This window comes from Bradyrhizobium viridifuturi (genome assembly GCF_001238275.1).
GTDB classification, from domain to species: domain Bacteria; phylum Pseudomonadota; class Alphaproteobacteria; order Rhizobiales; family Xanthobacteraceae; genus Bradyrhizobium; species Bradyrhizobium viridifuturi.
The window spans coordinates 155,444-181,873 of record NZ_LGTB01000014.1 but is presented as its reverse complement, the minus strand read 5'-3'; the positions used below and the strand labels follow the sequence as shown (position 1 = coordinate 181,873).

At 64.6% G+C, this 26,430-nt stretch carries 24 protein-coding genes; 7 read left to right on the top strand and 17 right to left on the bottom strand.

The annotated features are described in order from the left end of the window. Positions 1-2,120: DUF5801 repeats-in-toxin domain-containing protein (locus ALC15_RS15240; protein WP_244486099.1), on the bottom strand; the 2,120-nt coding region annotated here is incomplete at its 3' end. 235 nt (positions 2,121-2,355) lie between these two features. Here ALC15_RS15240 and ALC15_RS46225 point away from each other — a divergent pair. Continuing rightward, positions 2,356-2,796 carry a hypothetical protein gene (locus tag ALC15_RS46225; protein ID WP_244486098.1) on the top strand — a complete coding sequence of 147 codons (441 nt, stop codon included), beginning with the start codon at positions 2,356-2,358 and terminating at the stop codon, positions 2,794-2,796. Positions 2,797-2,872: 76 nt separating this feature from the next. On the opposite strand, the gene ALC15_RS15230 is transcribed toward ALC15_RS46225, so the two are convergent. Together ALC15_RS15230 and ALC15_RS15225 are read right to left on the bottom strand one after the other, a co-directional pair. Then, on the bottom strand, positions 2,873-3,463 hold the full coding sequence (locus tag ALC15_RS15230; protein ID WP_244486097.1) for a DUF3617 domain-containing protein: 591 nt from the start codon (positions 3,461-3,463) through the stop codon (positions 2,873-2,875). A 255-nt stretch (positions 3,464-3,718) separates the two neighbouring features. After that, positions 3,719-4,225 (bottom strand): DUF3617 domain-containing protein, encoded by a 507-nt coding sequence (locus ALC15_RS15225; protein WP_128089522.1) that lies wholly within the window; start codon positions 4,223-4,225, stop codon positions 3,719-3,721. Between the two features lie 180 nt (positions 4,226-4,405). On the opposite strand from ALC15_RS15225, the gene ALC15_RS15220 reads away from it, so the two are divergent. Next, positions 4,406-4,960 carry a hypothetical protein gene (locus tag ALC15_RS15220; RefSeq protein ID WP_244486096.1) on the top strand — a complete coding sequence of 185 codons (555 nt, stop codon included), beginning with the start codon at positions 4,406-4,408 and terminating at the stop codon, positions 4,958-4,960. A gap of 66 nt (positions 4,961-5,026) precedes the next feature. Here ALC15_RS15220 and ALC15_RS15215 read toward each other — a convergent pair whose 3' ends face one another. From ALC15_RS15215 to ALC15_RS15195, 5 genes are all read right to left on the bottom strand, one after another. Further along, positions 5,027-5,287 carry a hypothetical protein gene (locus tag ALC15_RS15215; RefSeq protein ID WP_050424419.1) on the bottom strand — a complete coding sequence of 87 codons (261 nt, stop codon included), beginning with the start codon at positions 5,285-5,287 and terminating at the stop codon, positions 5,027-5,029. A 160-nt stretch (positions 5,288-5,447) separates the two neighbouring features. Next, complete coding sequence (locus ALC15_RS15210; protein ID WP_050627927.1) at positions 5,448-6,218, bottom strand: SDR family NAD(P)-dependent oxidoreductase; 771 nt, start codon at positions 6,216-6,218, stop codon at positions 5,448-5,450. A 49-nt stretch (positions 6,219-6,267) separates the two neighbouring features. After that, the gene (locus tag ALC15_RS15205; RefSeq protein ID WP_244486095.1) at positions 6,268-7,068 is read right to left on the bottom strand and encodes an SDR family NAD(P)-dependent oxidoreductase; all 801 of its coding nucleotides are present in this window, start codon (positions 7,066-7,068) and stop codon (positions 6,268-6,270) included. Beyond that, positions 7,068-8,456: a transaminase gene (locus ALC15_RS15200; RefSeq protein WP_050627926.1), complete on the bottom strand. Its 1,389-nt coding sequence runs from the start codon at positions 8,454-8,456 to the stop codon at positions 7,068-7,070. Before ALC15_RS15200 ends, ALC15_RS15205 begins: the two co-directional genes overlap by 1 nt. After that, on the bottom strand, positions 8,453-9,937 hold the full coding sequence (locus ALC15_RS15195) for an aldehyde dehydrogenase (RefSeq protein WP_050627925.1): 1,485 nt from the start codon (positions 9,935-9,937) through the stop codon (positions 8,453-8,455). Before ALC15_RS15195 ends, ALC15_RS15200 begins: the two co-directional genes overlap by 4 nt. 222 nt (positions 9,938-10,159) lie before the next feature. Here ALC15_RS15195 and ALC15_RS15190 point away from each other — a divergent pair, with 222 nt between their 5' ends. The 3 genes from ALC15_RS15190 to ALC15_RS15180 all read left to right on the top strand — a co-directional run bounded on the left by ALC15_RS15190 (position 10,160) and on the right by ALC15_RS15180 (position 13,551). Next, a complete protein-coding gene (locus ALC15_RS15190; protein WP_050627924.1) occupies positions 10,160-11,422 on the top strand; it encodes a Tm-1-like ATP-binding domain-containing protein in 1,263 nt (420 codons plus the stop codon). Next, the gene (locus tag ALC15_RS15185; protein ID WP_050627923.1) at positions 11,419-12,084 is read left to right on the top strand and encodes an HAD family hydrolase; all 666 of its coding nucleotides are present in this window, start codon (positions 11,419-11,421) and stop codon (positions 12,082-12,084) included. The genes ALC15_RS15190 and ALC15_RS15185 overlap by 4 nt, the downstream gene beginning before the upstream one ends. Positions 12,085-12,198: 114 nt before the next feature. Continuing rightward, on the top strand, positions 12,199-13,551 hold the full coding sequence (locus ALC15_RS15180; RefSeq protein WP_050627922.1) for an aminotransferase class III-fold pyridoxal phosphate-dependent enzyme: 1,353 nt from the start codon (positions 12,199-12,201) through the stop codon (positions 13,549-13,551). Here ALC15_RS15180 and ALC15_RS15175 read toward each other — a convergent pair. Continuing rightward, positions 13,537-13,863: a hypothetical protein gene (locus tag ALC15_RS15175; RefSeq protein ID WP_095733973.1), complete on the bottom strand. Its 327-nt coding sequence runs from the start codon at positions 13,861-13,863 to the stop codon at positions 13,537-13,539. The genes ALC15_RS15180 and ALC15_RS15175 overlap by 15 nt on opposite strands. 444 nt (positions 13,864-14,307) lie before the next feature. On the opposite strand from ALC15_RS15175, the gene ALC15_RS15170 reads away from it, so the two are divergent. Continuing rightward, complete coding sequence (locus ALC15_RS15170; RefSeq protein ID WP_210168591.1) at positions 14,308-15,720, top strand: glycoside hydrolase family 71/99 protein; 1,413 nt, start codon at positions 14,308-14,310, stop codon at positions 15,718-15,720. A 33-nt stretch (positions 15,721-15,753) separates the two neighbouring features. Further along, complete coding sequence (locus tag ALC15_RS15165; protein ID WP_050627919.1) at positions 15,754-16,494, top strand: class I SAM-dependent methyltransferase; 741 nt, start codon at positions 15,754-15,756, stop codon at positions 16,492-16,494. A gap of 87 nt (positions 16,495-16,581) precedes the next feature. On the opposite strand, the gene ALC15_RS15160 is transcribed toward ALC15_RS15165, so the two are convergent. From ALC15_RS15160 to ALC15_RS15125, 8 genes are all read right to left on the bottom strand, one after another. Next, positions 16,582-18,588: a copper amine oxidase gene (locus ALC15_RS15160; RefSeq protein WP_094193902.1), complete on the bottom strand. Its 2,007-nt coding sequence runs from the start codon at positions 18,586-18,588 to the stop codon at positions 16,582-16,584. Between the two features lie 65 nt (positions 18,589-18,653). After that, positions 18,654-19,673 carry a branched-chain amino acid ABC transporter permease gene (locus ALC15_RS15155; RefSeq protein ID WP_244486094.1) on the bottom strand — a complete coding sequence of 340 codons (1,020 nt, stop codon included), beginning with the start codon at positions 19,671-19,673 and terminating at the stop codon, positions 18,654-18,656. Between the two features lie 5 nt (positions 19,674-19,678). Beyond that, a complete protein-coding gene (locus tag ALC15_RS15150) occupies positions 19,679-20,545 on the bottom strand; it encodes a branched-chain amino acid ABC transporter permease (RefSeq protein WP_050627916.1) in 867 nt (288 codons plus the stop codon). A gap of 18 nt (positions 20,546-20,563) precedes the next feature. Next, positions 20,564-21,262, bottom strand: a complete 699-nt coding sequence (locus ALC15_RS15145; protein WP_050627915.1) for an ABC transporter ATP-binding protein — start codon at positions 21,260-21,262, stop codon at positions 20,564-20,566. After that, positions 21,249-21,980, bottom strand: coding sequence for an ABC transporter ATP-binding protein (locus ALC15_RS15140; protein ID WP_050627914.1), 732 nt, complete (start codon positions 21,978-21,980; stop codon positions 21,249-21,251). Before ALC15_RS15140 ends, ALC15_RS15145 begins: the two co-directional genes overlap by 14 nt. A gap of 1 nt (position 21,981) precedes the next feature. Further along, positions 21,982-23,295, bottom strand: coding sequence for an ABC transporter substrate-binding protein (locus ALC15_RS15135; protein WP_050627913.1), 1,314 nt, complete (start codon positions 23,293-23,295; stop codon positions 21,982-21,984). A gap of 41 nt (positions 23,296-23,336) precedes the next feature. After that, complete coding sequence (locus ALC15_RS15130) at positions 23,337-24,425, bottom strand: CobW family GTP-binding protein (RefSeq protein WP_050627912.1); 1,089 nt, start codon at positions 24,423-24,425, stop codon at positions 23,337-23,339. After that, positions 24,422-26,092 carry an amidohydrolase gene (locus tag ALC15_RS15125; protein ID WP_050627911.1) on the bottom strand — a complete coding sequence of 557 codons (1,671 nt, stop codon included), beginning with the start codon at positions 26,090-26,092 and terminating at the stop codon, positions 24,422-24,424. Before ALC15_RS15125 ends, ALC15_RS15130 begins: the two co-directional genes overlap by 4 nt. Between the last annotated feature and the right edge of the window lie 338 nt (positions 26,093-26,430).

Here is a 26,430-nt window from a genome sequence, read left to right as displayed (position 1 = left end):
CTGATATACGAGCCGTTGTAGGTGTCGGTCTGCGAGTGGTCGATCGACTCCAGTTGCGTCAGCGTCACGATACCGGTGGTGAGGTCGACGCTGAGTGTGAACGCGGTGTTGCCGGCGTTGATGCCGCCTGCGGTCGTCGAGGTCGAGCCGGTGATCACACCGCCGACGTCGTACAGGTAGATCGTGCTGCCGGCATGGGTCAGGCCGCTGTCGACGCCGTCGGCCACGCCGGCGTGGAAGCCCAGCGTGTAGTCGATCGTGGTCGCACCGGCGCCGTCGGCGCCATAGAGGTTGGTGTTGCCGATGGTGAACGCGGTCGAGAAGTCCTCGGTCGCGACCGTCGCCGACGCATTGGTGTCGTGTGCATCCTGCGTGCCGGTGAAGTTGCCGCCGGCCAGGCCGCCGTCGAACGTCAGCAGCTCTCCCGTTTTCAATCCCGAGAGCGTAACCGTCGGCACCTTCGGACCGTCGTCGCCGAATTGAACGTTGCCGCCCAGATCGAGCACGGCCGAGATCGTGGCGGAGGTATCGCCATCGTTGTCGGTGGTAACGGCACTGGCCTTCAGATCGATCAGGTTCGCAGCCAGCGACTTGATGTCGTTGATGTACGAGCCGTTGTAGGTATCCGTCTGCGAGTGATCGATCGACTCGAACTGGGTCAGCGTCACGATGCCGGTGGTGAGGCCGACGCTCAGCGTGAACACCGTGTTGCCGGCGTTGATGCCGCCTGCGGTGGCCGACGTCGAACCGGTGATCACACCGCCGACGTCGTACACGAAGATCGTGCTGCCGGCATGCGTGAGTCCGCTGGCGCTGCCGTCGACCACGCCAGCGTGCAGGCCAAGCGTGTAGCTGATCGCCGTTGTACCGCCGTCGGCACCGGCAGCGTTCAAATTGCCGAACGTGAACGCACCGGAGAAGTTCTCCGTCGCGACCGTCGCCGACGCATTGGTGTCGTGCACATCCTGCGTACCGGTGAAGTTACCGCCGGCCAAGCCGCCGTCGAATGTCAGCAGTTCTCCCGGATTTACTCCAGACAGCGTCACCGTCGGATTGAGCGGACCATCGTCCAGGAACGTCAGATGCGGACCGACATCGGCAGTCGCGGTGCCCGTCTGGTTGAAGAGATCCGTCACCGTCGCCGTCAGCGTCACCATCCCGGCAGGCAGATGCACGCCTTCGTTGATGTCGCCGCCCGCCTCGCCGGCGCCCTCGTGCATCGCGCGCAGATCGGTGAGCGTGATATGGCCGGTTGCGTCCACGGAGATCGTGAAGTCAGCGAGGCCGTTCTGGCCTCCTTCCCTGCCGACGACCTGCCCGTTCTCCAGGAACAGGAACACGTGGTTGCCGGTCTGCGAATCGATCAAGCCGGAATCGACGCCTTGCGCACTGACCGACAGCGCGAAGGTCAGCGATTTCTCGCCGCCGGGCACGGAGATCGAGAACGGCATCAGCCCCGTCGCCACGGTCGACCCTGCGGGCCCCAGTCCGGAACCGGCGACGCCGTTGGTCGCAACAGTCAGGAAGCTCTCATCGACCGCCAGGTCCGGCGCAGTGCCCAATGAAATCGTCGGAGCCGGAGAGATCCCGTTGAGCACGAAGCCGGTCGGCGCGTTGTCCGTGAAGCCCGGCAGTTCTTCGTTCCCCGCCAGCGCGTTGGTGCCGACAGGGGCGAGCGGATCAACCGCGAACGGGCTGAAGTTCGCACCGCTCGCCTGCGCGTTGCCGTTCGAGTTGCCGCCATTGTCGGCTGCCGGCAACACGGAGCCATCCGTGCCGATCGGAAACAGGCTTGCAAATTCCTGCACCGACACGTCGCGCCCCGGCGCCATTTCGATGGTGATGTTGTGCTGCCCGTCCGTGCGGGAGTCGAAGAACGGCTCAACCGTGACGGTCGACTGGTTGTCGAACAGGATGATCAGCTTTTCGCCGATGTGAACCAGCGTGATCTTTTCGTTGGCGATCGACGAGAAGTCGACCTTCACCTTCTGGTCGTATCCGAGATTGACGACCACTGCCTGATCGGTCAGCGGCTTCGTCAGCTTGTAAATTCGTACGGGAGCCGAATTGGTGGAATTGCCGGTGCCGGTAGCCTGAGCGACCTGAAACGAACCCTGCATTATCAACTCCGCAAAATGCGATTAGAGGAAAAATTGTAGAAAAATTTAGTTTTAGGCTATTGTTAACCCTCCCCCCGGTCAAGGAATGTATTTGGTTAATCAATGCTTTCCGTGGAAGTGTGGTAAAGATCGGACAGGTCGAGGCTGCAAGAACAACGGCTTAGCCCGATTTACTTGGTCGCAAGGCAGTATTTGCCCGGCCCTGTTCGTCCCGATCGGCGATTTGGAGCGGTCGATGCGTGTGATTCTTCAGGCGTGCGCCGCCATTTTGATCTGCGGCTGTTTCGGTGCGGCGGCCGCGCAGGCCCCCCAACCACCGGTCCCCTCCGAGACCACGGTCGAACGCCAGTATCGGGCGCTGGCCAACCGGGACACCCAAATCGGCATCTACCTAAATGTATTGCCCGACTGCACGTCGGGGCCATTGCCGACCATCCGCCTGGTCAGTCCACCCACCGCCGGGAAGGTTGTGGTGAAGTCAGCGAAGGCCAAGGCCACCAATTACAAGGCCTGCCTGGCGCTCGAGGTGCCCGCCTATGTCGCCTTCTACAAGGCGCCGCCCGAATTCCTTGGCGACGATGTCCTGACCATCGAGGTCAAGTACCAGGGCGGCCGCACCGAGATTCAGAAGATCACCGTCAAGGTCAGCGGGCCCGGCGGCCAGCAGAAGATCTGAGGCGCCAGAGGCGATATTGCTGCCGCCGATCTAGCGGGTGCATCGGCATGAAGCCGCGCCAGGCCTGAACGCCGCCCTAGAGCGGCTCGCCCTCTGCCGTCTCCTGCTCCACATCGTGCGCGACCTCGCTCGGCGCGGCGGCCGGCTGACGAAGCTGCGCCCGGTCCTCGTGGCAGTCGCTGATCCGGCGCGCGACCACCCGGTCCGTCCGCGGCGCCTGGCCGTGGACTTCGTTGACCTCGGTATAGGCCTCGTCGCTCAGCACCGTGATGACGGTGCTGACCGGCCCCATGTAGTCGCAGCGGTTGGAAAAGACGTACTTGTTGTTCACCTTCTCCGGCCTCGACGAATGGCAATTTCCGATCGACGGCGACGAGAACGTCGCCTTCATCGCCTGGGTCGGGTCGACACAGCGCAGCATTTCGCGCTCGAGCAGCTTTTGCCGGACATTCGAGGGCGACACGAGCTCCATCGTCCGCACGAACCGCCACATCCCCTTTCGGAAGGTCGGCCCGCTGAAGCTCTCCTCGGCCACAGCACTCCGGGAAGCGAGCAAGGACAGGGAAAGCGCCATCACGGCACCAAGCGCGCAGGCGAAGACCTTCGACTGCCCGAAGCCCTCACGCGAAGTCATTTGATGAATCCTTATCGGCTGCACGGTGCGCATCGCGTGACTTCACTTGAAGCACGCCCAACCTCACTTCATTCCAGAACACTTCGCGTTAAGGTCGAGTAAATACTCGTCCTTTTGGTTGAGGTTCTCCGCGGCCAAATGCTCGACCCGGCGCGAGGCAGCATCAAGGCTGACCGCGGAAAACCCGCTCCGTAAAAATACGGCCGGGGGCAGCCCCGCCGCGAAACCGGGCCCACGCGTCAGCCCCTGGCGAGCTGACGCCGGCACGAGCCTTTGGCCGATCGCGAGCTAGTGCTGCAAGCGCGCCGCGGCGGTTTTTTCGGAGTTGGCGGCGCCGGCATCGTCGCAGTCGCCGATCCGCGTGGCGACCACCGTGTCGGTCCTTGGATGCTCGCCGGTGCTGACCTCGTTCAGCTCGGTATACGCCTCGTCGCTGCGCACGGTGATCACGGTGCTGACCGCGCCCATGTAGTCGCACCGATGCCCGAAGGTGTATCGATTGCCAACCTTCTCAGGCTTGTCCGAGACACAGCCTCCGACCGGTTCTGGCGAGAAGGTGGCCTTCATGGCGAAGGTCGGGTCGACGCAGCGCGTCGTCTCCGCGTTGACCACCCGGTATTTGAAATTCTTGTTCGCGCTCCTGACGACGTCGAGCGTTCGGATGAAGCGCCACAGGCCCTTGCGAAAGCTCGGGCCGGAGAACGATTGATCGCCTTGGGCGGGTTGAGCCGCCGCTGTCCGGCCATTCACCGGCTGAGGAGATGGCGTCTGCGCGTGCACCGTCAGCGACGACACGGGGACGATCATGAAGGTCAGTACCGAACCTGCAATGGCACCACGGAAGTTCATTCCCACCCCCGATGTTCGTCCAAAACCCGTTCGCGATACGATCCGGCCTGGCGCGTGAAGCAGTCCCTGCGCAACGACTCAACTACCCCCACCACTTGCAGGCCAATTGTGGCCAGTAAAGGCACGTTGTCGCAGCCGGACGATCTTCAGCTCAATTCAGTTCCACTGCAGCAAACTTGCAACAGTTTGCGCTCCAACACGGTGCATGGCGCTGCCGCAGGTTTGACCTTGGAGCCTTTTTTTGCTCATTTAGCGCCAGTTATTTTTCCTCAATTACTTAGCCTATCGCTGGACGAGGGGGCACTGATGCGGATTCGGTTTTGTTACATGGTCGCGGGCATTTTGGCTCTGGGTGCAACGCTGTCGGGCCATGCGAGGCCGGCGGCGGCCGCGGATCTCGGCCTGGTCACGAAAGCACCGGTCGGCACCTGCACCGAGATCGTGTTCACCTGCGAGAACGGTCATCAATATCCGCTGTGCCCGCGCGCCGTGTCGGTCGAGGGCGAGGTGGTCACGGCCTCCCTGCTCACGGGCCATGGCGGCATCCATGTGCGGCACGTTCCGATGGGCGTCGGCTATCGCTATGCCGGCCGCGGCGTCTGGCTGGATGGCTTCCGGGAAAATGCGCTGCTCAACTTCGGCAAGCACCATCAGGTGGCGTGCACCATCGCGCACTCATAAGGCGCAGGCGCTCTGCGTCACTCCGATTGGCGTGACGCAGAACTCTTCAAACCGCGAAGTTGCTCCTCACCCCTTGGTGCGGAGCACGACGCGTGACGATCGCGAGAACATATACGCCTTCGGATGGACGTAGACCGGGCAGTAATCCTGCCACTGGTACAGCTGCCAATTCCATTTCCAGCAGCCAGATTCAATCTGCGGCTCCTGCACGTAGTCCAGCCGGTACGGCGGATCGCCGAACGGATAGTCGCCGCATTTCGCCGCCGTCGATGACAGGACGACGATGGAAGCGGCCGCAGCAATGATCACGGAAAATGACTTGTTCATAACGCCCCTCGATCGAATGACGTAACGGCGCAAGAGTGCCAAATCCACCGGGCCTTATCAAGGTGCCGGCCGCCACACCCCGCCGCCAATCGACCGTTCCAGAGCGTTTTCGAGCGAAGTGGATCCCGGTTCGCGTGAAGAAAACGCGTCAGACAAAAATCTAGACCGCGCGATTCTGCGTCGGCGCGCGGCCGCCGCCATCGGCGACCAGCACCGCTCCCGTCACGAACGACGCCTCGTCGGACGCCAGGAACAGACAGCACGCCGCGATCTCGGCCGGCTCGGCCATCCTGCCCAAAGCGATCCGTTGTTCGACGCCGCGAAACTCTGTCTCGGCATTGGTGCCGTTCTGGTCCGCGAGCAGTTGCATTTCATAGGTGCTCATCGGCGTCCGCACCCAGCCGGGCGCCACGGCATTGGCTCTGACGCCGTCGGCGCCGTGCGCGTAGGCCAGCGAACGCGTATAGGCGACGACCGCCGCCTTGCTGGCGGCGTAGCTTGCGCCGTCCGGGCTGGCATTGAACGCGGCAACCGAGGCGATGTTGACGATGGCGCCGCCGCGCTGCCGCAGCAGCGGCAAGGATGCCCGGCAGACCCGCATCGTCCCCGTCAGGTTCACGTCAAGCGTTCTGGCCCAGACCTCGTCGGAGACGCTTGCGGGCTGATCCGGCACGATCAGGCCGGCGGCGTTGACGACGATGTCGAGCCACGCGCCGCAGGCGGTAACGGCCTTGGCGACGTCGTCCGGCCGGGTGACGTCACCATGGACCGCCTGCCCACCGCACTCGGCCGCCGCGGCCTCAAGCTCGGCGTCGCCGAGGCCGAACAGCACGACGCGCGCGCCGCTCAGCGCCAGCAATGTCGCCGTGGCCCGCCCGATCCCGGTGGCCGCGCCCGTCACCAGCGCCGTCTTTCCATCCAACCGCGGCATCAATGCATGATCCGGAAAGGTGGAAATCTGCGCACCGAAGAGATCATGCTCATCTAGAGTCCCCACTGCCGTTCGACGGCAAATCCGGTCTCCGGCAGCGTCGAACCGCCATCGACCACGATGGTCTGCCCGGTGACGTATCTGCCTCAACGGAGGCGAGATAGAGCATCGCGCAGGCGATATCGTCGGCGCTTCCCATATGCCCCATCGGAATGTAGCGTTCGAGCTTCGCCTTGTTCTCCGGCGCGCTCATGGTGCCGCGGCCGGGCTTCTCGATGAAGCCGGCCTCCACACCGTTAACCGTGATGCCGTCGCGTGCGAACTCGAAGGCGGCACCGCGGATAAACGCGTTTGCGCCCGCTTTCGCCGCCGAATAATGCGCGCCGCCGCCCATCGCAACGCGCGCGGACACCGAGGACGTCACGAGGATGCGCCCGAACTTGTTGGCACGCATATGCGGAATTGCCGCCTGTGCAAGCCAGATGCTGGCGTTCAGGTTCAGCGCCAGCGTCTCGTCGAGCCTGGCTTCATCGAGTTCTTCCAGCGAGGCCCACGGACAGCCGCCGGCATTGTGCACGACGATATCGAGCCGGCCGTATCTGGCGGCCACATCGTCGACCATTGCGCGCAAGCTGCTGCGATCGAGCCGGTCGAACGGGACGCAATGCGCCGTCCCGCCTTCTGCCACCAGTTCGCGCGCGAGCGCTTCGGCGACGTCGGTCGTACGGTTGGCAATCACGGCGATCGCGCCGACCTGCGCGAGCCGCCTCACGATGGCCGCGCCGATCCCCCTGCCTCCACCCGTGACGATGGCGACTCGGCCGTCAAGGTTGAACGGACCCGCCTGCATCAGATTGCTCCCGCACCTTTCAGCAAATCGATGAACTGCGCGAACGCCGCCGTGTGCATGTCGACGTCCCGCGCCGAGGTCGCCGGGCACATCAGCAACATCGTGTGGAACGGTGTCACCAGAATGCCCTCGTTCATGTAGAACGCATGCAGCAGGGTCTCGAGATCGGGTTGTCTGCCTGCGATGACGTCGGCGCCGCTGCGCGGCGGCTGCGGCATGAACATGATCTCGGCGCGAGCGCCGATCTGGGTGACGTGCCAGGGCAGACCGACCGCTTCGATCAGCCGGCGCGCTTCCTGCGCGAGCCAGGTCGCCGTTCCGATCATCCGCTCGTAATTCGCAGAGGTCAGGACCTTCTCAAGCACCGCGCGCATGGTGGCGACCGTCAGCGCGTTGCCGGCGAGCGTGCCGCCGAAGCCGAGATGCGCGGACTGCCGCTGGCGCGGATTGACGTGCGGAACGAGTTTCCAGAGCCGCTCGGCGATCTCCTGGCTGAGCCCGAACACGCCGGCGGGGATGCCACCAGCGATCGCCTTGCCGGCGACAAGGATGTCGGACTCCAGGCCATACGCCTGGCTGTAACCTCCCGGTCCGCAGGACAGCGTGTGGGTCTCGTCGATGATGAGCACGGTGCCGGCGCGCCGGGTCAGATCGCGCAAGGCCTGGTGAAAACCGGGATCGACCGGGATCATGCCGAAATTCGTCATCAGCGGCTCGGTCAGCACGCAGGCGACGTCGCCCTGCGCCAGCGCCGCCTCGAGTGCCGCGACGTCGTTGAACTCGACCACCCGGCTCACGGCGTCATGATCGATGCCGTTGGGATGGATCATGTTGCGCAGGCCGACCCGGCCGTCGCGGATCTCGACATGCGCTTCCTCGACGCCGCCATGATAGCAGCCGGAGAACACCAGCACCTTGCGCCGGCCGGTGATCATGCGCGAGATCCGGATCGCGGCGCGATTGGCGTCGGTCGCCGACGTCGTCAACGTCCAGTATTTCGGACCGAAGCGGCGCGACAGCTCGGCGCCGACCCAGAGACTGTCTTCGGTCGGCAGCATCATGGTCGCGCCACGCTTGAGCTGCGCGAGCGCGGCTTCCGTCACCGCCTCCGGTGCGTGCCCGCACATGCCGCCGGTGTCGCCCAGGCAGAAATCGATATAGTCGCGTCCGTCGATATCCCTGATATGTGCGCCCTGCGCCTCCTCGGCATAGATCGGAAAACCGCCGGCCCAGCGCCGCATCCAGTGCGACGGGCCGCCATAGAGGTAATGCTGCCGGCCTTCCTGCCACGCCGCGGCCGATCGCGGGTGCAGCGCGCGAAAGCGCTCCTGCTCCGCATCGAGCAATCGGTTCAGAATGCCGGCTCGCTTAGTCGTTGCAGATGTCATAGCGCGATCCAGGCGGTCTTGAGGTCGGTATAGGCGTCAAGGGCGTGCAGCGACTTGTCGCGTCCGAAGCCGGATTGCTTGAAGCCGCCGAGCGGCACAGTGAGGTCGGCGCCGCCATAGGCGTTGACGTGCACGACGCCCGCCCTCACCGCGCGCACCATGCGGTGCGCTGTCGACAGAGCGCCGGTCCACACCGCTGACGCAAGCCCGTAGGGTGTCGCATTGGCGAGCGCGATGGCATCGTCCTCGCTATCGAACCGCGTGACCGAGAGCACCGGACCGAACACCTCCTCGCGCCAGACCTCCATCTCCGGCGTTACCTCGGCGAGGATCGCCGGCGCCATGAAGTTGCCGCCGCTCTCAATGCGGATCTGCTCGCCGCCGATCAGCCGCGTCGCACCCTGCTCTTCCGCGCGGGCCACGGCATCGAGGTTCTTGCGCAGCTGCACCTTGCTCGCGACGGCGCCGATATCGGACGTCAGATCGAGGGGATCGCCGACCCGGAGCTTCGCGGTGGCACCGAGCAGTTCGTCCATGAAGCGGTCATAGATCGCAGACTGCACCAGCAGCCGCGAGCCGGCGACACAGACCTGGCCGGAGTTGCGGAAGATGCCGTTGGCCGAGACTCTGGCCGCGTGCTTGATGTCGGGCACATCGGCAAACACGATGTTGGGCGACTTGCCGCCAAGCTCGAGATGCACCCGCTTCAGGTTCGACCGCGCCGAGCATTCCAGCAGCCGTCGGCCGACCGCGCCCGAGCCGGTGAAGGCCAGCACATCGACATCCATATGCAGCGCGAGCGCCTCGCCGGCCGATGCGCCGCGGCCGGTGACGACGTCGAACACGCCGTCCGGCAGGCCCGCTTCGGTCGCGAGCTCAGCCAACCGTAGCAGTGTGAGCGACGCCAGCTCCGGTGGTTTGACCACGACCGAGTTACCGGCGGCGAGCGCAGGAGCGATCTTCCAGGCGCCGATCATCAGCGGGAAGTTCCACGGCACGATGACACCGACGACGCCAAGCGGCTCGCGATGCACGAGCCCGAGCACGTCGGCTGAGGTCGGCGCGATCTCGCCATATACCTTGTCGATCGCCTCGGCGTAGTAGCGGACAGTGCCTGCCGCCGACAGCGGTTCGGCCTTGTAGGCCATGCCGATCTCGGTGCCGTTGTCGCGCACGCCGAGCACGGCGATCTCCAGCGCATGCTGCTCGATGAGATCGGCGAACCGCAGCAGGACCTTCTTGCGTTGCGCGGGTGCAGCGCGCGACCAGCGTCCCTGCTCGAAGACCTGCCGCGCCTGTCTCACCGCATGGTCGACATCGGCCGCATCGCCGTCGGCAATGCTGGTCAGCAGCTTGCCGTCGATCGGCGACACGACGTCGAGCCGCGCCGTGCCGACCGCCTGCACGACGCGGCCGCCGATGAAGAGCTGCTGGGCCGGAATGGCGGCGGATCGGTACAGATCGATCTGGGCTTGCTGCATGCGAGATCAGTGTGACGGTGACGAAAGCGGCTCGCGATCGGGATCGCTGGCATGACGCAATCCTCGCCAAATCAAGGCTTTGGCAGCAATCAACCGATAGGTGGATGTCACCGCGGCCACTCCCCTCATAGCGTGATCGCACGATGGCCGAACGCTCCGCACGCTCGGTGCAAATCAGTCGCCCACGATCATCCACGCCTGCCGGCGAGCACCGACAAGGTCATGTCCGAGATCACGCAGCCCCGCATTCTTCTGATCGGCACTGGCGACACCAAGGCCGACGAACTGCTGTTCATGAGCGAGTGCATCGCGCGCGCCGGCGGCAGAACGGTCATGATGGACATCAGCGTGCTCGGCGATCCGCCGTACCAGCCCGCACATGACAAGCACGCGGTGGCTGCTGCCGCGCAGACCACCATCGACGCCATCGCATCGAGCGGCGACGAAAACTCCGCGATGTCGCTGATGGCGGTTGGCGCCGCCAATCTTGCGCGCGAGCTCGCGGCGCGCGAGGCCATCGACGGCGTAATCGCGATCGGCGGCACGATGGGCACCGACCTCGCGCTCGACGTCGCACAGGCGCTGCCGCTCGGCCTGCCGAAGTTGATCGTCTCGACGGTTGCGTTCTCGCATCTGATCCCGCCCGAGCGCGTCGCCGCCAACCTGATGATGATCCTGTGGGCCGGTGGCCTCTATGGCCTCAACGGCACCTGCACCGCGGTGCTGTCGCAGGCCTGCGGCGCGATCGTCGGCGCGGCCAGGAGTGCGATCAAGCCGCGCAAGGACCGGCCGGTGGTTGCGATCACCTCGCTCGGCAAGAGCTGCCTGCGCTACATGGTCGAGCTCAAGCCGCAGCTCGAGCGGCGCGGCTACGAGGTGGTCGTCTTCCACACCACCGGCATGGGTGGCCGCGCGATGGAGTCGATCGCGGCCCAAGGCGGTTTCGCCGCCGTGCTGGACCTCAGCCTGCAGGAAGTCGCCAACCAGCTTACCGGCTCGGTGGTCAATTCCGGCGCCGATAGGCTGGAGAACGCGGGCAGAGCCGGCATTCCGCAGATCGTCGCCCCCGGCGCGATCGACATGGTGGATTTCCCGGCGTGGCTGCCGGTTCCGGACGAATTGTCGGATCGTCCGTTCCACGCGCATAACCGGCTGCTTGCCTCGGCGACGTCGCGACCGGTCGAGCGCCGCAGGATCGCGAAGGGGATTGCGGAGAAACTGTCCCACGCCAACGCACCGGTCGCCTTCGTGCTGCCCGCCGGCGGCATCCAGCAATGGGACCGCGAAGGCGAGGCCCTGCACGACCCTGACGCCCTCGCCGCCTTTGTCGACGCCATGCGGTCGGCGATCCAGCCACCGGTCGAACTGCACGAGATCAAGGACCACATCAACAGCACGGCATTCAATGAAACCGTGCTCGGCATCTTCGACCGCTGGGTTGCCGCCGGCATTGTCCGCCCCGGCCACTCGACGGCTGCCGCATGATGCGGCCGCACGCCCAGGCGCTGGTGCTCGATTTCGGCGGCGTGATCTCGAAGACCCTGTTCGAGACCCACGATTTGACCGAGCGCACGCTCGGTCTCGCACCCTGCACGCTGAAATGGCTTGGACCGTTCGCCCCCGACAGCGATCCGCTGTGGACGTCGATGCAGCGCGGCGAGATTTCCGAACGCGACTACTGGCTGACCCGCAGCCGCGAGGTCGGCCGGATGCTCGGCGAGGACTGGCGCGACATGGAGACCTTCGTGAAGCGCGCACGCGGCGCCGACCCTGATACCGTGATCCGGCCCGAGGCGACGCGCGCGATCAATCTCGCCGCTGACGCCGGGGTCCGGCTCGCGATCCTCTCGAACGAGCTCGACCTGTTCTACGGTGCCGATTTCCGCACCCGGCTTTCGATCCTGAAGCGCTTCGATACCATCGCCGACGCGACCCATACCGGGATCCTGAAACCCGACCCGCTCGCGTATCAAAGCGTGCTGGACGAACTGGCGCTGGAGGCAGACAATTGCGTCTTCGTCGACGACCAGCGCCGCAACATCGCGGGCGCCGTTACGTGCAACATGCGCACGGTGCTGTTTGATGTGCGCAACCCGGCCGCGTCTTACAGCGAGGCGCTGCGGCACTTCGGGCTGCAGTTCGAGTAAAGCGTTTTCGAGCGAAGTGGGTACCGGTTCGCGTGAAGAAAACGCGTCAAAATGAGAATCTGGAGCCTCCGTTCCATCGGGACGGAAAGGCCCCTAGCCGGACAGAGAGCAATCATGCGCGACAGAAACTTCCTGGTTGAGAACAACGCCAAGCCGATCTGGCACCCGATGGCCCACCCCGCCGAGATGCGGGCGCAGCCGCCGCGGATCGTGATGAAGGGCGAAGGCGTTCATGTCACCGACATCGACGGCAAGACCGTGATCGACGCGGTCGGCGGGTTGTGGAACGTCAACCTCGGCTACAGCTGCGATCCGATCAAGCAGGCGATCACGGAGCAGCTCAGCGCGCTGCCGTACTACTCGGGCTTCCGCGGCACCTCATCCGGTCCCTCGATCGAGCTGGCCTACGAGCTTACCGAATGGTTCAAGCCGGAAGGCATGGTGCGCGCCTTCTTCACCTCAGGCGGATCGGACTCGGTCGAGACCGCGCTGCGGCTCGCGCGACAATACTGGAAAATCAAGGGCCAGGCCGACCGCACCAAATTCCTGGCCCTGAAGAAGGGCTATCACGGCACCCATTTCGGCGGCGCGTCCGTCAACGGCAACGCCAATTTCCGCCGCAACTATGAGCCGATGCTGCCCGGCGTATTCCACATCCCGGCGCCGTCGACCTATCGCAACCCCTTCAACGAGACCGATCCCGCAAAACTCGCGCAGCTCTGCGCGGCAGCGATGGAGGAGGAGATCGTATTTCAGGGCGCCGACACCATCGCTGCCTTCATCATGGAACCGGTGCTGGGAGCCGGCGGCGTGATCGTACCGCCGGACAGTTTCATGAAGCTCGTGCGCGAGATCTGCGACCGTCACGGTATCCTGATGATCGCGGACGAGGTCGTCACCGGGTTCGGCCGCACCGGCGCATGGTCGGGCTCGCGGCTGTGGGGCGTGAAGCCCGACATGATGACGATGGCGAAGGCGATCACCTCGGGCTATTTCCCGCTCGGCGCGACGCTGATCGGCGAAGCCGTTGCGGAAGCCTTCGAGTCTGATGCGACGACGTTCGGTTCGATCGGCCATGGCTATACCTATTCGGGCCATCCGGTCGGCTGCGCTGCAGGTATCGCGGCGCTCACCGAGACCCGCCGCCTCAAGCTCGACGAGAATGCCGCCGCGCGCGGCAACGACCTTGCGCAGGCGTTGGCCGCGCTCAAGGCGAAGCATGCGCTGGTCGGCGACGTCAGGGGCAAGGGCCTGATGGCCGCGCTTGAGCTGGTCGCCGATCGCGACAGCAAGAAGCCCGCGGACAAGAAGACCATGGCGAAGGTTGCGGATGCCGCCTATGAGGCCGGCGTGATGCTGCGCGTCTCCGGCAACAACCTGATCCTGTCCCCGCCCCTCATCCTCACCTCGCTGGACGTCAAGGCGATCGCCGAAGGAATCGACGCCGGCCTCTCAGCGGCCGGCTGATGACAATGTGCTGACGCAGGCCATGGCGCGCTCGAACGGCGCGCCATCGGCTTTGTCGCGGTCGAGGCAGTCGGCCAGCGAGGCCGCCGACATCCTCTGATCAGTGCAGAAGATCCGCATGAAGTCGGCCGCGAGCGCAACCTTGCCCGGAGAGGACTGCCGCTCCCAGTCGTCGCTGCTTAGATAGAGCAAGGACGCAGTGTCCGTACCGCCTTCAGCCGAAGCTGGCACACCGCGCGCTGCCTGCCCGATCGCCAACGACAGCAGCAGCACGCGGGCCGTTGTACCGATGCAATGCACGCGACCGCGCATTTGATGCCCTGGCATTCGCCGTCGAGGTTGACCGCGCTGCAACGCTGAAGCTTCCGCGTAACCGTGTCAACTGGCGATCAAGCTCGACCTGGCATCGACGCCCAATTCTGTCCCACTTTGCGTAAGTCTTATCTTGACGGCAGCGGAGAGATTCAGCGAACGGCGCGCGAGGCGCGTCAAGTTCCACTGATCGCGCTCCGGCGGCTGTCGCATGCCCTGATCATTGACAACGGGAGTTCCATTTCAAGGTGAGATGTATCGCTTGCATGATACTTGCAAGCAAGAATCCGGCCCGACGGAACATAACCTTAGGTTGCAATGTCACGCCGAAGTCACGCCACATGCAGAACATGACGATTGCAACCTGCCGCCACATAAGCGCCCTCAGTTGCTCCTTGAATGGATGCGAACCGCATGATTGTGGCTTGGGACTAAGGGACAGCGATGATGCCGATAGCCGTACAACGGTTGACACGACTATTTATTGTGCTTGCGACGGCGCTCTTCTCGTTCCCTGTCACGGCTCAGGTGAGCAAAGGCAATCCGTCCACCGCAGTGTCAGCGTCATCAGCCAAGGTCACGCTGGGTGCTATCAGGTGGGACAACTGGAGTCTCGACAGTCCCTATGGACAGGTCCTGGCCGACCCCGGATTGCGGGAGCGCGCGCCATATTACACGGAGCGTCTGCCGAACGGGCAATTGGGCTTTCCCGGAAACACCGAACGGGCGCTCAATGCGGACGTCCATTATGCGAAGTCCGCAGGCCTGGATTACTTCATCTTCGGCTACTACCTGGAGAGTTACGCCTGGGGACGCGATCCAAAGCGTGCCGTGGCGCTCAATCGCGCCATGGAGAATTTCGTTCGCCTGCCCAACAAGCTCGGCGTCAAATACGCGCTGAATTTCAACCTGTCATTTCCTTCCCGCGACGTGCCGATGGTCAGCGATGCGATCAGCAAGGCCGTGCGCGGGCCCGACTACATGCGGACGAACGACGGCTCGGCGCCGGTGTTCTTCCTGGTGAATTCCATGACTCCATGGCTGAAGGGCCTCGGTGGCGAGGACAGCGCAAAGGCAGCCCTCAAAGACATCAAGGATCGCGTCAAGGCCGCGACGGGCCAAAATCTCTATCTGGTCGCCTTGCTCTTCAACTTGCCAGAAACAGGACCCGTCGCTCACAGGATCGGATTTGATGCGACCAGCACATATGCCACCGCCCTTGGGTCGAATGGAAAGTCCCTGCCCTATGCGAGTTGCGCCGCCCTCGCGCAGAGCGCATGGCGCGCGGAAACCAAGGGTGGCATGGGAGGCTTCCTGCCAACCGTTACGCTCGGGTGGGATTACCGTCCGGCGTTGCGCGATCCGCAGGAAATGAAAACGCGCAAGCCGAATCCTGATTGGTGTCAGCCTGCCACCGATGAGGAATGGACGCGGCAGATCCGCGGTGCGATCAGCGAGGCGTCCAGCAATCCGCGCAACGGTCGCTTCCAGAGCGTCGTGATTTATGCCTGGAACGAAAGTTCGGAAGGTGGCTGGATTCAGCCGACGTTGTCAGAAGGCGTACGACGGCTCAAGGTGATAGCCAGTGCGACGGGGCGGCATCCGGCAATTCCGCCCTTCAAGCTCGCATGGCCGACCCGGATTGACCCGAAGGCCTGCGCCGTTGGTTCGTCATCCATCTCAACTACAACGGCAAGCGCCGGATGCAAATCGGCCGATGACTCGATGACGACTGCGTGGCCATGTCCGCCGGGCATGCAGGTTGCCAGCGAAGAATTGCGCGAAGGGCCTTCAGAAGAAGGCGAGAAAACGCCGCTCATCTGGCGAGAGAGGCTCTGCTCACCGCAGGGCAAATGACAACGACGATCCTAATAGCGACAGGGGGTTCCAATGGATGAAGTCTGGAGTGATGAGAACAACTTCGTGATCAACAACATGAAGTTCAATCTAATTAGACAGAACTTCAACGATGCCAGGACGACGAAAGATACCGTAGCGATCATCAAGAACCGCGGGATGATCGATCGGTACAAGAGCCTCATTCGCGAGAACGGCGTAACCAACATCCTGGAATTTGGCATCTTCGAAGGCGGCTCGGCTTTGCTGCTTGCCGCAATCGAGGAACGCATCAAGTTCGTCGGCATCGACATCAGACCTGCGAGCCCGGCGGTCCTCGGCCTGATACGAGACCACGGTCTGACGGACCGCGTAAAGCTTTACTACAATACGTCGCAAGGCGACGCCGCCCGTGTCCAGGAGATCATCAGGAAGGAATTCCCCGGACAACGGATCGATATGATCATCGACGACGCCTCTCATCAATACGAGCTCTCCCGGGCGAGCTTTGAGGCGTCATTCCACTATCTCAAGAGCGAGGGTCTCTATCTGATCGAGGATTGGGCCTGGGCTCATTGGGAGGAGCCGTATCAGACGCAGCTATGGACTGACATGCCGGCACTCACCAACCTGATTTTCGAGCTCGTCATGCTCTGCGGCAGCCGGCCGGACATCATATCGGAGATGAGCGTTCAAAAGGCGATCGCGATTTTTCGCAAAGGCAGCCAGGAAGTCGGCAACTTCAGCCTGTCAAAGCTCTACCGTCATCGCAACAGATGGACCCCCGCGCTTTAGAGATCGCGTCTCGCACGCATCTCACGTGCACCCGACCTTGGTGATCCTTCAAAGGGATCGCCAAGGCGGGCAACGCGCGGGCTCTCGTCATTTCGTTTCCCTGGCCGTGGTGACAGGCGGCACGTCGAGCGCCGGATTGCGGTCGAAGAAATTGAACGGACGCAGCCGGAAGCCATGCCACAGGCCGGGCATCACGGGCCAATCCTCGGCGCGCGGCACGTGGCGGAAGCCGACGGTGTACCACAGCACAAGGTCGCGATCCTCGATCGGCCGCTTCGCTGCGGTCCATTTCGGCAGGCCATCGACGTCAGGGTTTTCGTTCGGATACGTGCCGGCGGCGTAGCGCTCGTCCTTGGCGTAGGCCGAGGTCCACAGCGTGTAGGCGCTGAAGCCGGCGCGCAACTGGATCGGATCGTCCTTGGCGAGCAGCGAGACGTCGGAATGGCCGGGCATCAGCTGATAGCTGGTGCGGTAGCCCTGTTTGTTGGTCTTGCCCGTGCTCTCGATCCGAAACTGCGCCGCGCCCAGCGGCGTCGTCACCGGGCCCTCGGTCGCGACCGGCTTGGTGTCGACCTGCCACAAGCTCTTGCGCTGGCCCTGCTCCAGCCGCCGGACGCTGAAGCGATCCTCGACCAGCCGGTTCGCGGTGCCGTCGACGTCCATGTCGATTCGGAATGTCATGTAGTGATCGTGATTGACCGCCAGCAGCCGCTCGTCGACCAGCGTTCCATAAGCGGTATCCTGCGCGGCGGTGGGGTCGCTCAAATTCCGGCTTGCCACCCCTTTGGTCGCATCGATGCCGTAGGCGCCGAGCCGCACATCGATGTTGCCGGCGCGGTCGAACACATAGTCGACCAGATAGTCGTAATTGCCGACCACCGGCGCCATCCGCACCACGAGCTCGTTGTTCGGCCTCACCTCGGCAGTGTTGTTGATCAGCTCGCTGTGCCGCCAGATCGGATCGCCGGTCGGCCGCTCGAAGATGCAGACCGCGCCCTTGGAGACGACCGGATTGCCCTTGGTGTCCGAGATGGTCAGATCGAGATAATGCGCACCTTCGGGACAATCGATGCCGCGCTGCAATTCGCTGGAGAGCACGCCGAAGCCATACTCGCCGATATCCATGTAGGCGCGGAACGACCAGGTCGGCGCCGGATCCATATAGGGCACGAACATCTCGCTCGCCGACATCTGGTAGGCGATGTCGCGGAACGTGCCGTGGTCATCGTAGCGGATCAGCGACAGCACCGCGCCGACACGCGGCTCGAGGCGGACGTGGAACGACCAATTGTCCCAGCGGACCTGGCCGCCCTCCACCTTCACATTGCTGCCCTCAGGCGCGGTGATTTCGATCGGCTTCGGCGGCTTGCGGTATTTTCCGGAGTCGGCATAGGCGTGCGACGGCGACTGCGCCGGGGGCGGCACCACACCGAGATCGGTCACCGACAGCACCGTCCGGCTCTTGAGATCGACCTGGGCCACCAAATTCTCGATCGGCTTGCCCCAGAGATTGTTGCCAGCGCCCGTGGTGTCGACGCAGGGAACGTTGAGCAGGCGGCGGCCTTTCAGCGCCGGGTCGCTCACCGGCCCGACGGTCAGCGGCAGGCACAGCACGTTCTTGAAGTCGGTGATGCCGCGCTTGGCCATCGCGGCGATCCAGCGCGGGTCCTGCTTCGGCAGATCGCCGGCGGACATCAATTCGTCGATGGTCAGCGCGGCCTCGTGATCGCTGACCTCGTCCCAGCCGACGAGACTGCGCGCGGCGAGGTCGACATGCGCCTCGTAGAGATGCCCGCCGCTCAGCAGGGTCGCGTGCGCCCGGCGTACGAAGGGCTGTCCGGGCTTCCACGCCCGCACCTCGTCCTTGGGGTCCTCCTCGACCGTCATCGAGACGACGCGCGCCGCATCGTCGAGCTTGCCGGCGCTGCGGAGGATTTCGGAGACCGAACGGATCTCATCCGTCGTCAGCCCATCCATCGGGTGCGTCGCGGCCGCCTGCGGCCACATCCTCCGCTCGGCCTGTGCCGGCGTCGCCAGTGTCGCTGCGACCAGGCCTGCCAATGCCCATCCGCCATGCCGCGATATCAGAGCCATCACGCCCTCCACTCAAAACCAGAACGGTCAGAATACAAGCTATGGTGACGGCGTGAAGCCCTGCCTCATCCGGTAACCCGTTCCGACACACCCGGCGGGATGGTCGCGGTGGCCGGGCGCGGCGCGGCGCGATGGACATCGAGCAGCCGCACGCCGAGCCGATCTCGCAAGGCCGGCCAGATGCCGCGCGGCGCCACGATCATCACGACCACGGCGAGGATGCCGAGCCCAACCAGATACCAGCCGCCGGACAGGCCGAGCGGGCCGGTCATCAATTCGCGCAGGCCGAAGAAGATGATGACGCCCAGAATCGGACCTTCGAGCGTGCCGATGCCGCCGATGATCACGATGAACATCATGTAGACCGACCAGTTGACGTCGAACGCCGCCAGCGGCGCGATGAACAGGTTGCCCATGAAGCTGAGCGCACCGGCCAGCCCGCATCCCGCCGCCGACAGCACAAAGGCGATGAAGCGGTTGTGGCGGACGTCGACGCCGACGCTCATCGCGGCAAGATCGTTGTCGCGGACACTCATCAGCCCGAGCCCGAAGCTCGAGGTCATCATCTTGTACAACGCGGCGATGGTGACAAGCGTCAGGCCGCCCGCGAGCCAGAACATCGTCGGCTCGAACCAATCGAAATCGATCAGCTTGCTGGTCGCGAGCGGCACGCCCGAGGTGCCGCCGACCGCCTGCGATTTCATCGTGAAGGCGCCGATGATCTCGGCAAACACCCACATCGCGATCGAAAAATAGGCATCGCGCAACCTGAACAGCGGAAACGCGATGATCGCGGCGACGGCCGCGGCCACCAGCGGCGCCACCGGCAGCACCCAGATCGGGGTCACCTCGAGCCAGCCCGAGGTCAGAAACAGCGCGTAGGCGCCGAAGGCGATGAACACCTGGTGGCCGAGCGAGACCAGCCCGGCATAGCCGGCCAGCAGATTCCACATCTGTGCCATCGTCAGCAGCAGCAGGCACTCGGTCGCGAGCCGCAGGAAGCCTTCGTTCAGCACGAAGGGCGCACCGGCGATCACAGCGATGAGCACGATGCAGCAGGCCAGGAGAAGTGTCCGTGTCGGCATCGGCTTCACACCCTGCTCGACACAAGACCCGACGGGCGGATCAACAGCATGATGAAGAACAACAGATGCGCATAGAGCAGCCCGGCATTCGGATCGATCTTCAGCCCGATCAACTGCGCCATGCCGAGCGCGATGCCGCCGAGCAGCGCGCCCCAGAACGAGCCGAGCCCGCCGAGCACCACGACCTCGAAGGCGATCAGGAGCCGCTCGGCGCCCGAGAACGGCGTGAAGCTCGAGCGCACCGCGAGCAGGACGCCGCCGATCGCGCCGAGTGCGAGCGACAGGCCCATGACATAGTTATAGACCCGGTCCGGCTTGACCCCGGACAGCCGGACGATGTCGCGGCGGTCGGCGGTGGCGCGCACGATGCGGCCGAATTCGGTGTGGCGCAGCACGAGTTGCAGCGCCATGAACAGAAGTGCCGCGAGCACAAGCGTCAGCAACGGCATGATTCCGATGTTGAGGCCGGCAATCTCGAGGCTGGCGCGCGAGAGCTCGCCGACCTGCAGGCTGCGCACGTCGGCGCCGAACACCTCGACCATCACGTTGCGCAGGATCACCGAGACGCCGAAGGTCAGCAGCAATGGCGACAGCGGATCGGGCGACGTCACCACCCGGTTGACGATGACAGCCTGGTACAGCCATCCGACCGCAAAGGACAGCGCGATCACCGGGATCAGCATCAGCAATGGCGGCACCTGCGGAAACAGGCTGGAGAGCAGCACGGCGCAGAACGCGCTCAGCACCATGAATTCGCCATGCGCGATGTTGACGACTCGCATTACGCCGAACACCAGCGCGAGCCCGATGCCGAGCAGTGCATACAGCCCGCCCAGCAAGGCTCCGTTGATCAATGTCTCAACCCAGATCATGTTCGTTGCCAACCCTGGCTAGTTTCCGAAATAGGCGTGCGTCAGCTGCTCCGGCTGCAACCCCTGCGCCGGGCCGGTCAGCGACACCCGCCCCTTCAACAGGCAATAGATCCGCTCGGAGGTCGCAAGCGCGCGCTTGACGTCCTGCTCGACCAGCACCACCGCGGTGCCCTCGCGGCGGATGTCGGCAAACGAGCGATAGATCTGCTCGACCACGACGGGCGCGAGCCCGAGCGAAATCTCGTCGCACAGCAGGAGGCGCGGGTTCGACATCAGTGCGCGGCCGATCGCTGCCATCTGCTGCTGGCCGCCGGAGAGCTGACCGGGAAATATCCGCCGCCGCTCTTCCAGGATCGGGAACAGGTCGAACACCCGCCGCAGGGTCCAGCTGCCCTTGCGCCGGTTCACCGTGCCCATCAAGAGGTTCTCCTCGATGGTCAGCGAGTCGAACAGCAGGCGTCCCTCGGGCACCATGATCAGCCCGAGCCGCGACACCTGCTCGGCCGGCATCTGCGAGATGTCGATGCCGTCGAAAAGTACCGCCCCGCGCCGCTCCTCGTTGAGCCCGACGAGCGCCTTCAGAAAGGTGGACTTGCCTGCACCGTTGGCGCCGACCAGCGCCACCGCCTCGCCGTCCGCCACGGTGAAGTTCATGTCGAACACGGCCTGGAGATCGCCGTAGAATATCTCGAGGCCGTTCACATCAAGCAACGCCATCGGCCTTCAATCCCATGTAGATCTCGCGCACCACGGCGCTGTCCATCACCTCGGCCGGCGGCCCTTCGAGCACCTTGCGGCCGAAATCGAGCACCAGGATGCGATCTGACACCGCACGCAGCGCATGCGGAATGTGCTCGATCCAGATCATGGCGTGATCGGCCTTGACCGACTTGATGATCGCGACCAGCCGCTCGACCTCGGGCTCAGTCAGCCCGGCGGCGATTTCGTCGAGCAGGATCAGCTTCGGCTTCGAGGCCAGCGCCTTGGCGAATTCCAGCCGCTTGCGGTCGATCAGCGGCAAGGCGCCGGCGAGCTTGTCGGCCTTGGCCTCGAGCCCGGTCCGCTGCAACACCTCCATCGTCCAGCTCGATGCCGCCTCGCCATAGAGGCCCGCGCCGTAGGACGCGGCGACCAGCGCGTTCTCGTAGACCGACAGATGCGGGAACGGCTGCGGGATCTGGAACGCGCGCCCGAGCCCCATTCGTGCCCGTTGGTGCGGCGGCAGCTCCGTTATGTCGTTGTCGTCGAGCATGATCGAACCGCCGTCGGCCGTGAGCAGGCCGACGATCAGGTTCAACAGCGAGCTCTTGCCGGCGCCGTTCGGGCCGATCACGCCGAGGCATTCGCCGCGCGCCAGCTCGAAGCTGACGGCGTCGGCGACCACGATCTCGCCGAAGCGTTTCGACAGCCCACTGACGCGCAGAAGCGGTACCATCTCAGGCGAGCTTCGATAGCAGCTGGAGATCGGCCTGCTTCGGGATGAACGGGGCGGTGCCGTTGTGCACGATCAAGAGCTCGTATTTCGACTTGCCGCCCTTGGACTTGCGCCACTGCCCGCCCGACAGCGAGGTCACCGCGACGTTCTTGATCGGGCTGTCCTTGAACTTGACCCGGCCGACCACGGTCTCCATGTCGAGCCCGGCAATCGCATCGCGCAGCGAGTTCTTGTCCTTGGGATCGCTGTTCTGCAATGCCGCGAGTCCGACCTCCCACAGCGCGTGGGCATAGCCGATCGGCTGGGTCCACTGCTTGCCGGTGGTCTTCTCCCACTCGGCAGCAAGTTCGGCAGCGCTCTGCCCGGTCAGCGACGACTTGAACGGATAGGCCGGCGTCCACCACACCTCGGTCGACATGCCGTCGCCCCGATCGCCGAGCGCGTTCACCGCGGCCGGGAACAGGAAGGCTGCCGCCACCGTGCAGATCTGCGGCTTGAAACCGGCCTGCGCCGCCTGGTTCCACAGCGTCACCCAGTGATTGCTGAAGGTGAAGCCGGAGACGATGTCGACGCCGTTGTTCTTGAACAGCGCGATCTGGTTGGTGAAGTCGTCGGTCGCGATCTGGAATTTGCCCGCCGAGAATTCCTGATAGCCGGCCGCCGAGATACCCGCCGGCAGCCCGAGCTTCGGATCGGAGAATGCCTGGCCCGGCGGATTGTCGATGTAGAGCGTGCCGACCTTCTTGTTGGTCTCGACCGACTGCCACATGCCGAGGAAGTTCCTGGCGACGTCGTCGGCGCCCCAGAAGAAGTGATAGCTGTAGGGAAAGCCCTTGTCCGGCGTCGACTTGCGCGGGAACATCCAGCCCTGCCACGGCACCTGGGTCGAGATCGTCGGAATGCCGCGGGCGTCGGCGAGCTCCTGCACCGGCGGCTGGGCGTCGCCGTCCTCGATCAGGATCAGGTCGCACTTTTCACGCAGCACCAGTTCACTCGCGATCACCGACGAGCGGTTCGGATCGGATTGATTATCCTTGAACACCAGCTCGACCTGATAGGTCTTGCCGCCGATCTTCAGGCCGTCTTTCAGCCGCGCCTTGATGCGCTCGTGAATCCAGGGATCGGGCTCGGCGAACTGCGCGCGGACGCCGGAGAGGCACCCGACCCAACCGATCTTGATGGTGTTGCCGGCGGCGCGCGCGACGTTCACCAGCGGCACGTTCATCGCCGACGCGAGTCCGGTGGCACCGGCCGCCTTCAGCAGCGTGCGCCGGTCGAGCCGGCCGGATGCTGTCGTCTTTGAATTCTCAGTCATGTCCCTCTCCCCTGAAACAATTGTCTGAACTACGCCTCGCCTCAAGCCGCAGATCGTTGAATCGCCACACGGCTCACCGCGGCAAACTTGCACAAGGTGTTTTCGATGATTTGGCGCGGGATGCCGCGCACGATGAAGACGAGCCGCGAGCGCCGGTCCGCCGACGGCCAGCCGGCAAGCGTGATCGGCGGATGGAACACATGCTGCACACCATGCACCACCATGGGCGCATCCGGCTGCTCGGCGACATGCACGATCGCTTTGAAGCGCAGCAGATCCTCGCCTTTCAGTGCCGCGACATAATCGAGCCAGCGCGCGAACGCCTCGCGCCGGATCGGCTCGTCGATGATCAGGCTGTAGGAAGACACGCCGGCATCATGCGTGTGATGGCTGTGATGACCGCAATCTGCTCCATCGCAATCGTGATCCGCGTGTTGATGCGGCGCATTCGCCGCCTGCGCTGCCACATCGAACCAGCGCACCACGTCGGCGGAACGGGCCGCCGGATCGAACAGCCCGGCATCGAGGACCTTCGCCGGCTCGACCATTCCATCACGGACCTGGTGGCGCACGGCGACCGGATTGATCGCCGCGAGTTGCGCGTCGAGCCGCGCCAGTGTGTCATCGGCGGCAAGATCCGTCTTGGTCACCAGCAGCCGGTCGGCGACCGCGATCTGCCTGACGGCCTCGCCATGCGTTGCAAGGGTGTGTACGCCGTTGACGGCGTCGACGGTCGCGACCACGCCGTCGATCCGGTAGCGGCCGACGACATCGGGCGCCGTCATCAGCGTGTGCAGCACCGGCACGGGATCGGCGAGCCCGGTGGTCTCGACCAGCACGCGGTGGAACGGCGGGATCGTGCCGGCGGCGCGGCGCGCGGCGAGATCGGCCAGCGTCTCGATCAGATCCTCGCGCACCGAGCAGCAGATGCAGCCATTGTCGAGCAGCGCCAGCCGGTCCTCGCTGCTCTCGACCAGGAGATGGTCCAGCGCCACCTCGCCGAACTCGTTGATGATGGCGACGACGCCATTGAGCTCCTTCTGGCGCAGCAGATGGTTCAGCACCGTGGTCTTGCCGCTGCCGAGGAAGCCGGTCAGCACCGTGACCGGGATCTGATCCACAGCACTCATCTTGCACTCCGCTCGTAGACCTTGCGGCCTTCGAAGAAGGTCATCTCGACCCGCGTGTCGGCCAGTTGGTCCGGCGGGATCTCGAAGATCATCTGGTCGAGCACGATCAGATCGGCCGACTTGCCGACCTCGATCGAGCCGATCGACTGGCCGAGGCCGGCCGCGCGCGCCGCGTCGATCGTGTAGATGTCGATCACGGTCGCAAGGTCGAGCGCCTGCTCTGCCCACAGCGACTTGCCGGGAAAGTCCCCGGTCGGATTCCGCCGTGTCACCATGCCCTCGATGCCCTGCCAGGGATCCGGGATCGGGATGACAGGCCAGTCCGAGCCGCCGGCCATCAGCGCGCCGGCCTCTTTGAGGTCCTTGTTCGGCCAGAAGCGCTGCGCGCGCTCCTCGCCCATCGCGGCCTTGTGCGCCTCGAGGAAGATGGTCGGATACCAGATGATCGGCGACAGGTCGGCCGCGACGCCGAGCTCGGCGAAGCGCTTGATGTCGTCGGGCGCGATGTAGCTCGCATGCGCGATCTGGTGCACCAGATGCGTCGGACCGTTGAAGCTGCGCACCACATCGATCGCGTCGAGCGCCTGCGTCACCGCGGCATCGCCGGCGCAATGGATCTTGGCGGCCAGGCCGAGCTTCTCGCAGCGCCCGAGCCAGCGGATCAGGTCCGGCACGGTCAGCATGGTGGCGCCGCGGAAGCAGCAGCCCCGCACGGGATCGGCGACATACGGCTCGTGGAACGCCGCGGTCTTGGCGCCCGGCACGCCGTCGAGGAACACCTTCACATAATCAGGCTTCACATGCGCGCCGCGATACTGCTCGCGCAGCGCAAACAGCTCCTCGCCGGCCTTGCCGAACATGAAGCCCGGCTCGACCACCGGCATCGCGCAGACCGCCCAGGCGGTGAGTTCGCCGCGGTCGTCGAGCCCCTTCAGCGCCGCCATGATCGGCTGCATGCTGGCGGCATCGATGAAGGCGGTGACGCCATAGGTGTTCAGGACCGAAATCGAGCGCGCCACCGCCGCACGGTCCATCTCGGCCGTATAGTGACCGGAGGCTGCAAGCGCCCGCTCCACCAGGCCCGAGGCGGCCTCGATCATGATCCCGGTCAGCGTTCCGGTCTTGAGGTCGCGGCCAATCTCGCCGTCGGTCGGATCAGGTGTGTCGGCCTGCACGCCGGCAAGCCGCAGTGCCGCCGAGCTGGCCCAGCGATTGTGATAGGTGTCGTCGCGCAGCACGACGGGATGACCGGAGCACGCCGCATCGAGCAGCGCGCAGGACTCCGCGGTGTTCATCTCGTTCAGCAGATTGTTGCCGAACTGCCCGCCGACGATCCAGGCGCCGGGCGCTGCCGCCGAGGCGGCTTTGTGCAGGGTCTCGGCGATCCTTGGAATGCTGTCGGCGTTGGAGAAGCGCAGCTCGTAGAGATCGGCCTGCCCGCCCATCATGATGTGGTTGTGGATGTCGACGATCCCCGGCATCGCCATCCGGCCGCCGAGATCGACGGTTGCCGTCCCGTCGCCGATGAGCGACGCGACGTCACGCTCCTCGCCGACCGCGATGAACCGGCCGGCCTTGACCGCCGCGCATGCCGCCCACGGCTGCGCCCGGTTCGACGTGTAGATCCGGCCGTTGCGGAAGACCGTGTCGGCGAAAGTCCTGTTCATGCGGATCAACTTCTCGATTGGGAAAGCCTGGAGCGCTCACTGTGCGGTGCACAGCGGCCGAACCGCGCACGACGCCAGCGTGACGCCAAACGTTCGGCATGTCGGCATTTGGAACAATCCACCGTCCGGTGGATGCTACGGCGGAGGCGGAGTCGGAAGGCCGAAACGGGCAGCCGTCGGGGAGCCGCACCATCGACGCGGCCCCCATTTTCTCCGTCGCGCGCTGTACGCCGGCGCCTGCGTTACTTGGTGAACATCGGGCGCTTGGGCGTCGCCGGCTCGTCCGGCGCCCACAGCCGGAAGCTCAGATTGGCGAACACCGAATAGCCCTTGGTAAC